General features: G+C 46.5%; 10 protein-coding genes and 2 pseudogenes. 5 read left to right on the top strand and 7 right to left on the bottom strand.

Annotated elements, in window-relative coordinates:
• Window positions 1-126 precede the first annotated feature (126 nt).
• The 3 genes and pseudogenes from NDI35_RS18615 to NDI35_RS18605 all read right to left on the bottom strand — a co-directional run.
• Window positions 127-327 (bottom strand): annotated as a pseudogene (locus tag NDI35_RS18615) (ISAs1 family transposase); the annotation flags it as partial.
• Window positions 328-354: 27 nt separating this feature from the next.
• Window positions 355-1,467 carry an IS630 family transposase gene (locus NDI35_RS18610; RefSeq protein WP_445314030.1) on the bottom strand — a complete coding sequence of 371 codons (1,113 nt, stop codon included), beginning with the start codon at window positions 1,465-1,467 and terminating at the stop codon, window positions 355-357.
• A 56-nt stretch (window positions 1,468-1,523) separates the two neighbouring features.
• Window positions 1,524-1,886 (bottom strand): annotated as a pseudogene (locus NDI35_RS18605) (ISAs1 family transposase); the annotation flags it as partial.
• A gap of 190 nt (window positions 1,887-2,076) precedes the next feature.
• Between NDI35_RS18605 and NDI35_RS18600 the strand changes: the two are divergent.
• The gene (locus tag NDI35_RS18600) at window positions 2,077-2,778 is read left to right on the top strand and encodes an alpha/beta hydrolase (RefSeq protein ID WP_445314029.1); all 702 of its coding nucleotides are present in this window, start codon (window positions 2,077-2,079) and stop codon (window positions 2,776-2,778) included.
• A gap of 143 nt (window positions 2,779-2,921) precedes the next feature.
• Here NDI35_RS18600 and NDI35_RS18595 read toward each other — a convergent pair whose 3' ends face one another.
• From NDI35_RS18595 to NDI35_RS18585, 3 genes are all read right to left on the bottom strand, one after another.
• Window positions 2,922-3,818 (bottom strand): succinate--CoA ligase subunit alpha, encoded by an 897-nt coding sequence (locus NDI35_RS18595; protein WP_445314028.1) that lies wholly within the window; start codon window positions 3,816-3,818, stop codon window positions 2,922-2,924.
• An 83-nt stretch (window positions 3,819-3,901) separates the two neighbouring features.
• Entirely contained in the window at window positions 3,902-5,131 is a 1,230-nt protein-coding gene (locus tag NDI35_RS18590; RefSeq protein ID WP_445314027.1) for an ATP-grasp domain-containing protein, read from the bottom strand.
• Window positions 5,132-5,468: 337 nt separating this feature from the next.
• Window positions 5,469-6,986, bottom strand: coding sequence for a glycosyltransferase family 2 protein (locus NDI35_RS18585; RefSeq protein WP_445314026.1), 1,518 nt, complete (start codon window positions 6,984-6,986; stop codon window positions 5,469-5,471).
• A 246-nt stretch (window positions 6,987-7,232) separates the two neighbouring features.
• Between NDI35_RS18585 and ebsA the strand changes: the two genes are divergently transcribed.
• Window positions 7,233-7,607: a type IV pilus biogenesis protein EbsA gene (ebsA, locus tag NDI35_RS18580; protein ID WP_006634686.1), complete on the top strand. Its 375-nt coding sequence runs from the start codon at window positions 7,233-7,235 to the stop codon at window positions 7,605-7,607.
• Between the two features lie 411 nt (window positions 7,608-8,018).
• Here the strand turns inward: ebsA and NDI35_RS18575 are convergent, their stop codons facing one another.
• Window positions 8,019-8,402: a hypothetical protein gene (locus tag NDI35_RS18575; protein ID WP_445314025.1), complete on the bottom strand. Its 384-nt coding sequence runs from the start codon at window positions 8,400-8,402 to the stop codon at window positions 8,019-8,021.
• Window positions 8,403-9,005: 603 nt separating this feature from the next.
• Between NDI35_RS18575 and NDI35_RS18570 the strand changes: the two genes are divergently transcribed.
• The 3 genes from NDI35_RS18570 (at window position 9,006) to NDI35_RS18560 (ending at window position 11,317) form a co-directional block, all read left to right on the top strand.
• On the top strand, window positions 9,006-10,103 hold the full coding sequence (locus tag NDI35_RS18570; protein ID WP_445314024.1) for a phosphotransacetylase family protein: 1,098 nt from the start codon (window positions 9,006-9,008) through the stop codon (window positions 10,101-10,103).
• A gap of 278 nt (window positions 10,104-10,381) precedes the next feature.
• The gene (locus tag NDI35_RS18565; RefSeq protein WP_039887610.1) at window positions 10,382-10,885 is read left to right on the top strand and encodes a hypothetical protein; all 504 of its coding nucleotides are present in this window, start codon (window positions 10,382-10,384) and stop codon (window positions 10,883-10,885) included.
• A 15-nt stretch (window positions 10,886-10,900) separates the two neighbouring features.
• Entirely contained in the window at window positions 10,901-11,317 is a 417-nt protein-coding gene (locus NDI35_RS18560; RefSeq protein WP_445314034.1) for an MAPEG family protein, read from the top strand.
• Window positions 11,318-11,418: the final 101 nt, after the last annotated feature.

The raw sequence follows: 11,418 nt of genomic DNA, 5'->3' as shown, positions 1-11,418 counted from the left end.
GGCGAGTGAGAGAACAACAAAGTAAAAAACTTGGACTCAAGAAAGGGACAAGATTAAGCCCTCACTTAGAAAAATGCTGCCTAATATTGAGCGCCAACGTATCTGTCGCCAATACCACCAAAGACTTACACTTCCCGCAATTTCTAACATTTCTATTAATTCCGGGATGGCTGTCATTTCATTAGATTTTTTATCGACTTTTTTTTGACCTAAAACCAATTGATGAGATGAAGACCAAGCTGTAACTATATGTAGCGCTTTTTGCTGGTCATTCCGGTCATAAGATTGTTTCATTGTTTTACCATCAATGGCAATTACGTTTAGTTCTAATCCCCCGACTAAGCTGTTGCACATTTAAACTGTGATACAAGCATTACCCTTATTTTTGATTTTGCGACCCCATTTAATTATTAATTCTCCTTCATTTAAGAGACGATGCAATAAATACTCTAGCTCTTCAATTGATGTAAAAAGTCGATTAGCAATATATTCTTTTGCCGAATGCCATACTAATTCAATTAAGTTATAGTCTGGGCTGTATTCGGGGAGAAATTCTAAATGAATATTAGGCATTTCTGTTTCAATTATTTTCAGGTACTCTTCTTTCTTATGAAAACTAGCATTATCCAGAACGATCACTATTTTGGCTCCTTTTTTCGCAAATTCTGAGGCTTGATTACCTGCTGATACCCATTCATTAATTAGCTCTTCATAAAAGAGTTTTAACCGTTGATAAAAATTATATGAATTGCCTTTTTTGAGGAACTCTACCCACCTTTTTTTATCGGAATTCCTCACTCCTCCCATTACATTAACTCTGCCTTTTCTTCGGTCTCCTCTGACCTTTTTTCGGCTGCCTTTCTTACACCAGTTCTTTCTTATGGTGACTCTTAAACTAAATCCACTCTCGTCCCAAAACCATACCTGTAAAAGTTCTGGTGATTCTTTTTCTATTTTTAAATATTCGGCTATCTTTATTTTAAATGCTGTTCTTTTTTCGGGATTTCTCTTTGACTCCCAACTATACTTAGCCCAGATGTAAACATACTTTTTTTGCTTTAATATCCTCCGAACTTGTCCTCCACTTAATTTTATTCCTGTGGATTGCTCTAAGTATGTTGCTAATCTCTGCGCTGTCCATCTTCCAAATTCATATCCTAATTCTTGAGGAGCTTTTTCTATAGTTTCTAATAATATTTCTATATATTGGTCTGTGGCTTTTTTGTGATTTCCCTTCATTCTTTCATCGATTAGACTTTCTAGATTGTCGGGGTCTCCCTTCACACACCAATAAGATACTTTGTTTACTGAACAACCTAAAAAATTAGCAATTTTAGATTGCGTTTTCCCGTCATTGAGCAATAATAAAATCAGAATTCTTTCTCTAATATTGGCTTTTTCTTCCTCTCTTAAAGCTTTTTGTAGTTTCTCTATTTGTTTGGAATTGAGATGGTTTTTAGCTGGCATTTTTGTAGTGATTGAGTAAACTAAAATTTTATTATACCCTATTTAAAGGCACAACAGCTTATCGCATTTACCCAACTCAAAAAGCATTCTTGAAACTGTTGTGGTTCAATTCGGGCAAATACCCGACTAAATGTGTCATGAGATGATATGCCATTCGGTAATTCTAGAAAGCTTTTTAACCATTCATATTTGGCATTACCATAGGCTTCTATTGCCACCCATCCGTCTGCACCGCTGAGGACAGCTAGAATCGCAATCGCGATAATATCTTTAAGTAGGTGTTCTTTACTTCTTTCTATTCTTGGGTCTTTCAAGTTGGCAAAATGTTCTAAAAAACTGGTATTTAAAAAATTCCTTGAAGGTAATGAATCTGTTTGTTTTTGTTGGGAAGTTACAGCTTTACTAAAACCTCTTGCCATTGATAGCACCAATAAACTACAACCAACTACATGGAAATTTAGTCGGATTTAACTGTAGCATATTTTGGGTTCCAGTTAAGATGCGTTTACCCTGGTATTGCATATTAATTGTATCATAGTCTTGATAATGATTTAGGATTGCTATATAATGTACAAATCTCGAAAAAATAATTTTAATGTAGCGGTGAATATGAAATTAACAAAATTTGTATCGATCGGCATTGCCCTATTTTTAGGAGCAAGCGGGAGCATATTATCTAGCAGCAGTAGAGCATTAGGGGCCGAAAAAGTTGTTCTCACATTTGGCCCGCTCAGACAAGCCATCAATATCAGCGACTTAGAAGACTTTGCTAAAAACGGCACGACGACGCCAACCCTCCAACAAATTATCCGGTTCTCCAAAATGGACGCGCAAATACTGCGGGGGTTCATGGGTTTAGAAATTGGTTTAAAGCCTGCTAATCTGGCGAGGGTAGTTTACAGCACGCCGGGAGAAAAAATCACTGACGACATCGGTCAAGCAATTCGGACTCAGCGCCGCACAGAAAGCGGGAAAGCTTTGCGGGCAGCGGTGATCCTGGCATCCGGGGATGACGGTAAGGTATCGCTGCTGGAAATCCTGAAAAAGTATCCTCTCAACGAGGTTTACGTAGATGTTGCCAGCCTTCGCACCGCTGTTGGGAAAGTTCAGAGTATAGCTGGAACTCTCAAAAGCCTGCTTCAAGATGTGACGAGATCGACAACTCGCACAAGTGAAACAACTCGCCCCGAAAGTCCGATCGAACCTCGCCGCAGCGTGCAGCCAACAACTCCGCCTCCAGCGCCACGCCGCGCCGCCCCCTTGCCAGCACCCGCACCGCAGCCTGTGACGCCGGTCAGAGGGCTTTGGTAAAAAAATCATAAATGTGTCCTAAAGGCGGGTTGAAGCGGCTGTTGTGGCATTCTGCAGACACTTTTGAGACCCAACCCGCCCCCGCCCTACCCCTATCCCAACCCCCAAGAGGGTTAGGACTTGTATGAAAACTCCCAAAGCAATCAATTTTTCTTGAGCAGTTTTTTGAGCAACTTAGGAATCTCTGAAGGTCGAGCCGCCACAGGTATGTCCGCCTCTTCAAAGGCAGCCATTTTGTTTGGGGCCGTAACTCCAAAGGCTTTCTGGGCAGCCGCCCGAGAACTGATCAGGATGCCGGCGTGGCCCAAAGACGGCCCCTTGGGAGCGTAGCGGCCGGCCAAATAAGCAACCACGGGTTTGTCGATCGCCGAGGCGATGTAAGAAGCAGCAGCTTGTTCACTCCACCCGTCAACTTCCCCCACCAAAACCATCGCTTCGGTACTGTCGTCTTCGTCCAAAATTTGCAACCACTGCATAAAAGAAGAACCGACAATCGCGTCGCAGCCAATACAAACCGCCATCGACTGTCCCAACCCAGCCTCCGTCAGTTCTAGGGCAACTTCGTAAGTCAAAGTGCTGCTGCGGCTGATCACTCCCACCGGGCCGGGAGTGTAAAATTCCTTGGGGTGAGTTCCCAGCAGGAGTTTGTCGGGAACAATGATCCCCGGACTGTTGGGCCCGATTACCAAAGTTTCGGTGGCCTCTGCTTTTCTGACTAAGTGCACCATATCCAGAGGAGGTACTCCCCCAGTAACGATCGCGATTTGCCGAATTCCTCCGGCGATCGCTTCTAGAGCCGCATCCAGCACCGAGTAAGCGTCTACCAAAATTACCGCAGTGTCAACGTGACCCACTGCCGCCACTGCTTGTTCTACCAAATCAAAAATCGGAATTCCCTCCACTTCCAGCCCCCCCCGACCGGGACTAACACCGGCGACTACATTCGTGCCGTATGCTTTCATCATCAGGGCGGCGCGGGTGGACGCGGGAGATTCTGTAATGCCCTGTACTAGGACTTTGCTTTCAGGAGTTAAATTCATTTTTTCCCACTTGACACTCGATCTGTAAAAAGCAGAAGGCCTTCATCTGTACAGAAATCTCGTTTTTTGCCGATCGACTGCCGCTACTTGACGGAGGATACAGAAGCGGCCGCGGCCTCATCCAAAGTGCTAGCTAGCTGCACCGGCCACTGTCCCAAACGCTTTTTAACAGCATCAGCATCGATCTCTACTAGCCGCAGCACCACTTGGATGTGGCGGTTAGCGCGAGCTTTCCGTTCCAAATAGCCGGCTACTGCAGCGATTATTTCCTCGGTCTTGGAGGCGCTGCCCAAAATATTTACAAGTATCACCTTAACGCTTTTATCCTGAGCGACTAACTCCAGACCCAACTCCACGCGATCGCGCAGCGCATTTGCTGCATCGTAGAGGTCTAGGGAACCAATATTCACAAAATTAGCTGGTTTTCCTCCGTGGTGGGTTACAGCATCCAGAGTTGCCATTGTCAGGCCCACTCCGTTGCACAAAATCGCGATATTCCCGTCTAGTTCTATTAATTGCAGGGAGTCGGAATTCGAGATTGAGGATTTAGATTTGGGGTCAAACTCCGGCGACTGCTGAACCTTCGAGTGGGAATGGGGGCGATCGCCCCCAGCATGGGAACCTCTTCTTTCCCGTGCCAACCCGCTGCTTTGCCTCTTTCCCGATAGTGCGGCCAAATCTGGATGTCGCCCCAAGGCATCGTCGTTGGCGGTGACTTTACCGTCTAAAGCCATTACCTCTCCCGTCGGGCTGATGCCGAGAGGATTGATTTCTACTAAATCTAAATCTTTTTCGACAAACAGCCGGTACATTTTTTCGACAATGGTGCTCACCGATTGAATCAAGTCTCCCTGCAATCCCATTTTCAGCGTGAGACGCCTCGCGTAGAATGGGGAAAATTCTTGATCTACGGCCACTTGCTGCATTTGCTCGATCGACCCTTCGACATCCATACCTCCTTGTCTCGAGCCCAGAAGCACCGGGCGGCGGGCTACGGGGTCTAGGAGTACCGCTAAGTACAATTCTTGGTCAGCGTTGTACTTTGCTTCTGCCAGTAGAACTTGGGGATATTCATCCTCTATCGGCAAATTAAAAATTGTTTGGGCGGCAGCTACTGCATCGATCGTATTTTCCACAAACTTGATACCGCCCGCCCTGCCCCGTCCCCCAGCCCGCACTTGCGACTTGAGTACAACTGGGTAGGGAATTTTCAGTCCTTTGAGGTCGGCGGGATTGTCAATCCGCTGCGACGGCAAAATCGGAATTGCCATCTGGCGAAATAAAGATTTAGCTTGGTACTCTAACAAATCCATTATCAATTACGGGTGACGGGTAGTTGGCAACAAGCAATTCGTCCTAATTGGCAATTCATAATTAATAGATAGTAATTGGTTTTTTGTCAAGTTAAAAGTTAAAAATTATCGCTTTTATCTTTTAAATTTAGACTTTTGTATGGCCGATTACTTATTCGCTATTACCGCTCGCCGATTACCTATTACCTAAGCTGTTTCCAAGTGTTTTTTTCTCGGAATTGCCAAATTTTACTCTTAGGATATGGCGGGGAGGTATTTGGCGAGCGTTGGTGTTTTTTTGCCTCGGAAAATCTTCGGACGTTCGGCGATACTGTGCCTAGATATTTCTGCGAATTGTTTACTTGATGCTATTAGCAGCACCTTGATGGACGGTTTTGACCCATTTGAGTCGCTTCGGCCGTACCGCAATCCGAGCCGTCACAGTCCCTACCAGCAGCCAGTGGAACATATACACAGTAGCCCGCAGCGTTTGCAGCAAGGTGACAAAAACTCGCCTTACGTCAAATTTGGTCTCTTTGCGAGTGCGGCGCAAACCGACAAACATTCCCACCACCGACAATGTAAGGGTCATAAAAGTTATGGGACTGGCGATCGGCATCCGGCGCAGCGCAATTGACATCACAAAGTCGGGTAGCGCTACTGTGGGTAAGAAATATTGAGATACCCAAAATCCAAATAAATCCCAAGTTTTCCCAGTTCCCATGCGGTTCCGCAAAATTAGCCGCCAGTAGTCAAGATAACGCTGATAGCCACCTTCTGCCCAGCGATTGCGCTGGTGCCACAGAGCGCGAGCGTTAGTGACTCCTTCTTCTGACACGGCTGGGAAAGCGAGAAATTCAATGTCCCATCGGTCTAGGTGCAGCCTCACAGTCAAATCCAGGTCATCGGTAATCGTCTCCTCGTTCCAGCCTCCGCAGCTTTCCAAGGCTGTGCGGCGCATGAATTGGCCGTTACCGCGCAATTCTCCAATGCCGCCGATCGCAATCCGCTGCTGTTGGAAAAAACTGTCGAGAGCCATTTCTGCTTCTTGGCCGCGAGTCCAAAAATTTACCGCAGCATTGGCGATGGCTTTTCTGACTTGCACAGCCCCTACCTTTTCTCCTTGGAACACTGGCAGCACCCGGCGCAGCAAATCCGGCGTTACCGTCGCGTCGGCGTCAAATATTCCCACAAATTCCCCGCGAGTCAGCGGTAACACTTGATTCAGTGCTCCCGACTTCCCGCCGCTGGCATTTGCTCCTCTGCGAAATACTTTGAGCTGGGGGTACTTTTTGGTTAGCTGTTCCAATACTAGCGGCGTGTCGTCGCTGCTGTGATCGTCGATCGCCCAAACTTCGTAGCGGTCGATGGGATAATCTACATTGCAGATGGATTCTACGAATCGGGCAATCACCGCTTCCTCATTTTTCGCCGCCACCAGCAGCGACACATAAGGCCAATCCTCTCGACTTTCATCGGCAAGAGGCGGCAGTGCCGGCTTGGGCGAAGCAAACAAAACTCGAAATGCTTGCATCCACAGCAGTCCCGTCAACCCCCACACTACCCACGCACCCCAAGAAATCAAGTGCAGGGCGATCGTGCCGGCCCAAATCGCTGTCAGCACTGCGGCGGCTTTTCCGCGGCGTCCCCGGTACAGATTTTGAGGAAAAGAGGGAGTTCCCGGCACAGACACCGCAACCGGGAGCTCTGCTTTTGTTTCCGCGTCAAACACCCTGTCGCCAATGTCTGGTATAGCAAATACTTTGCTGAGCTTCGAGGTCGAGGTCAAACTCTTGAGCTCTTCTTGAGCTAAATCAGAGATGTCCAAGTTAAGCTCGCTGCGAGCGTCGTTTTCTGGCCAAGAACTCTCCTGCATAGGTTACTTGATTCAACCACCAATAGTTTTTGATTTTAGATATAAGCATCTACTGTATCAGTTTCTGGACTTTTGTCGAAAGCGGACGGGAGGACAACCAGCGGGTTAGGTGTTTGTACGGCCCTGGTAAACGGGTACTGCATAGAGTATTTTGGTTGACTTTTGCTTGCGATCGACCAGGAATATCTGTTAGTTTTTTCAGGGGATCTAAACTATCTGTTAGTAATAATTGTCTGAGGTGGAAATATGTCTATTCCTCAACTCAAGCCAGCCGATGACAAAGAAGTGAAAGTCTACGCGCCTTTCTGTCAAGAGCCCAGGCGCAAGTTTTTACCGCACGCTATTGGCCTCTACAAGCTCAAAAGCTTGGAGGGGGCAAGAAAAATTGACGGCGGGGAGAGCGTGCCGTTTGTCGCTAGTTGGAATATCTCGTCGCTGCCGATCGATTTAACCCGCTGTCGGGTGTTGTTTGACGGCAATGCTGAACTCAGCTACGAAGTGACTATGCAAAGCTCTGAGTTTGTTAGTTGCTTAATTGAGGTTCTCCTGACTTTTCAGCGGACTCGTACTGTCGATTTTTCTAAAACGTTTTACCGCAAGCTGATGCGAATGGATGAATAACTTTCACCGCAGCCGGACTCCCGAAAGTCCGCAATTGACAATCAAGCAATTTAATCCGGGGCCCCCGGATTGATTCGTGGATCGAGAAAAAAGCTCCTCGCTCCCGATCGCCAGCCCCCGGATTTATCAGTGGGGTCGCTTTCTTCAATCTAAAATCTAAAATCTAAAATCTAAAATCGATTGAGGGGCGCTATAACTGGCGCACCAATAGTGTAACGCCTCGACGGCAACATTACATGATTGGTGCGCCAGCCCTATTTGAAAAGCGGAAATAGTAAGTGAGTTGTTGGATCATTCTCAATAATCCCTTTGGGGGTCAGCACTTATCCCCATTACTAAAGTAAATCTACCGCAGTTTTCAGTTGAGCGTGATACAGATTTCGCGTAGGGACTCAGGGAAAGCCTGAGCCCCTACCTATATTTCATCCAATTGAAAACTGCTGTATTTGTTGTGGAACAAGCGCAAAAGCCTATTTCGGACATTGGTGCTGTGCGAGTACGCGCGAGCGAAGCTATCGCCGTTAGGCGAATCGCGCCGTTAGGCGAATCGCGCCGTCCGATTTCGTTCAAATTTTGCGACTCGGTAGCTGAGAGGAAAGCGCTGTAGATCCGCCCAAGGAAAATCAATCTACAGCGCTTGAACTGCGATCGGGCTAGCATCGCAATCAGCCAAAAGGCTACGGAAATGCCAGCCCACGCCACCCGATAATTTATGTGTTTAGAAGCTAAAAGCCGGATTTTAAGCAGCTTATTGATCGCCGTGCCACCGCTCAGTTTGAACGCGGGCGATCGCACTAATAATTAATAACTAATAATACCACCTATCGATTTTTAATTATATGCAAAAATGATCAGGCAAGCACCGGGATTTAGTCAGACAAATACCTGTACGATAGCAATCAATCATAAATGAGTCGTAAATTTTTAACCCTACCCCAACCCTCCCCTTGGTAAGGGGAGGGAGTAAGCAATTCACAAATGATGCGAGGATTGCTATATACCAAACAAAAACTGCACCAAGCCCTCTCAATAGGTATTTTTTTGTGAAATCACCACTTCTACCTTGTTATTTTTATTTTATAAAAGTCGGTATTAATATCTAAGCTCAGTAATAAAAATGGCTAAAAATTTTCTAATTAAAATCGGTTTTTAAAGGAATTATGGGAGATAAATACTTGTCAAAAACTGCGGGTAAAACAAACAATTTAAAAACTGCTTTGCCAAAATCAAGTAAAAAAAATGGGAAGAAAATGGTTGGGAACAGGTGAATAAAAATTTCCCGCAAAAAAACACTTGACCCAAATGCGACAAAATCGAGTATAATAGTATTGCAAAATTGAGCCGCAGTTCAGAAATACTGTAGAAAAAACTAAATTTATTGAAATAGACAGGTGCAAATTGAGGATTGAAGGCGTACCCAACTTGACTAAATATTTGCTGATCGGTTCCACAAAAGCTTACAGTGGCAAGTCTGCCATCGCCCTAGGGATGGCACTCGGACTCCGGGGAAAAGGACTGGCCGTCGCCTACGGCAAACCTCTGGGAACCTGTTTCAGCTCGCCAGGAGCTGGGATCGAGGACGAAGACGTGCGGTTCGCGGTAGAGACGCTGAATCTTTCGGAAAGTCAGATGCCGTCAACACTGCTGTATTTGGATGAAGAGACGGTTCACAAACGTTTGCGGGGAGAAGACAAGACAGATTACCGCCAGTCTTTAGCGCAATATTTGCAAGCTCCCAGCGGAGACTTGGTGCTGTTAGAAGGCCCGGCTAATTTGGAGGAAGGCAGTCTGTTTGACTTGTCTTTGGCTCAAGTCGCTGAAGCAGTTGATGCCTCTGTGCTGTTGATAGCCCGCCCGATCGATCTTTATATAGACGATTTGCTGTCGGCTAAAAAGCGTTTGGGTTCGCGGTTGCTGGGCGTGGTACTCAACGACGTTCCCTCGGACAAACTCGAATCCGTAACGGCTACTGTGCGACCTTTTCTGGAGGCTGCGGGTATTCCAGTTTTGGGAATGCTGCCGAGAAGTGCTTTGCTGCGAAGTGTCAGCGTCAAAGAATTGGTGCACCAATTGAAAGCTGACGTGCTGTGCCGTCGAGACCGTTTGGACTTGATGGTGGAAACCTTGACAATTGGCGCGATGAATGTTAGTTCAGCTCTGAAGTATTTCCGCAAAGCGAGAAATATGGCGGTGGTGACGGGGGGCGATCGCACGGACATTCAGCTCGCGGCTCTGGAGAGCTCGACTCAGTGCTTAATTTTGACAGGCCACTTGCCTCCTTCTCCCCTAGTGATTGGCAGGGCAGAAGAAATGGAAATTCCGGTTTTGTCTGTTGATTTGGATACCTTAACTACGGTAGAAATTATCGACAGCACCTTTGGCAGCGTGCGCCTGCACGAACCGATCAAGGTGGAATGCGTTACTCAGCTAATGGCAGAACATTTTGACCTTGATGGCATGATGGCCTCCTTGGGCCTGAGCGATCGAGTCCATTAATAACAGAGCCGGAGCTGAGGGAAAAAGGTATTCGGCAGAGAGAACTTTTTGTTTAAATAAATAAAAAGCCCAAATTCTTAAATTCTCAATTTTTCTTGAATTCTACCTTGAGCTCCGGCTGCCGAATGTCTTCAGACATTCTGCCTTCTGGCTTCCTCAAATCTCCAGATCGTCTAGTCTGATCCCGTAAATCAGCAATTCTTAACTTCTTTTTGGCGGCAATGGCTAGTGAGTCTGCTAAAATCCACAACGTAGTTTTATTTAATTTAATAAATTCTTTGAGTCAATCAATTGAGCTACCCAGAGTAGATGATTTTTTACAAGAACTTGCGGCGATCCAGCAAACCAGCTCCAAGCGGATTGCTCTTTTGGGTTCTCGCCACGTTCCTATTACCCACCAGCAGCTAATTGAGATGCTGAGCTACGCCATAGTTCTGGGAGGCAATCAGCTCATCACTTCTGGTGCAACAGGCACCAATTCAGCAGCAATTCGGGGAGCAATGCGAGCAGATCCAAATCTGCTGACGGTGATTTTGCCACAAAGCATGAGCCGCCAGCCTCGGGAGTCTCGCGACCAACTCGAACAAGTGATACATTTGGTAGAAAATCCCAAAAATGATAGCTTGTCTCTCCCGGAAGCAAGCGCCATGTGCAATCAGGAGATTATTTCTCGCTGCCAGCAACTGATATGTTTTGCTTTTCACGAAAGCCACACTTTGCTGAAAACTTGCCAGGATGCGGAGGAACAGCGCAAGGTAGTTACTCTGTTCTATTTTGATTGAACTGCGAGGCGGATGATGCTCTTGGGATTGCCTGTGTCGGTTATTCTGCTTGATTGTATTGCTGCTGCTGCTGCGCTGGTTTACGCACCGTTTTTGGTGGTTGCGTTCGCCCGCTTGCAGCTAGGCTATGACCAAGCCGCCCCCCGCGCTATGTTTGATAAGTTGCCTGCTTACGCTCAGCGGGCAACTTGGGCTCACCAAAATTCGTTTGAGACGTTTATGCTGTTTTCAGCGGCGGCTTTGATGGCTTTTGTGACGGGGGTAGATTCGGAACCGGCGGGTTGGGCTGCGATCGCTTTTACGATCGCCCGGTTGTTGTTTTCGGTTTTCTATATTCTGAATGTGCCGCTGGGGCGATCGCTCATGTTTGCGATTAGTTCTTCTTGCACAGTTACTTTATTCTATTTCAGTTTAATGGCTGTTAATGGCTAATTGTTATTAGTCACTGGTCATTAGTCATTAGTTAAGAGACGCTTAATTAATGACTAATTACCAACTACCAACTACCAATCACCCATTACCAACTACCAATT

It is taken from the genome of Microcoleus vaginatus FACHB-2002 (genome assembly GCF_040004035.1).
Classification (GTDB): Bacteria; Cyanobacteriota; Cyanobacteriia; order Cyanobacteriales; family Microcoleaceae; genus Microcoleus; species Microcoleus vaginatus_C.
This window is presented reverse-complemented; position numbering and strand designations above follow the sequence as displayed.

Coding starts and splice junctions, on each gene's coding strand:
- NDI35_RS18610 (WP_445314030.1), bottom strand. CDS start 1,467: ATGCCAGCTAAAAACCATCTCAATTCCAAACAAATAGAGAAACTACAA.
- NDI35_RS18600 (WP_445314029.1), top strand. CDS start 2,077: ATGAAATTAACAAAATTTGTATCGATCGGCATTGCCCTATTTTTAGGA.
- NDI35_RS18595 (WP_445314028.1), bottom strand. CDS start 3,818: ATGAATTTAACTCCTGAAAGCAAAGTCCTAGTACAGGGCATTACAGAA.
- NDI35_RS18590 (WP_445314027.1), bottom strand. CDS start 5,131: ATGGATTTGTTAGAGTACCAAGCTAAATCTTTATTTCGCCAGATGGCA.
- NDI35_RS18585 (WP_445314026.1), bottom strand. CDS start 6,986: ATGCAGGAGAGTTCTTGGCCAGAAAACGACGCTCGCAGCGAGCTTAAC.
- ebsA (WP_006634686.1), top strand. CDS start 7,233: ATGTCTATTCCTCAACTCAAGCCAGCCGATGACAAAGAAGTGAAAGTC.
- NDI35_RS18560 (WP_445314034.1), top strand. CDS start 10,901: ATGCTCTTGGGATTGCCTGTGTCGGTTATTCTGCTTGATTGTATTGCT.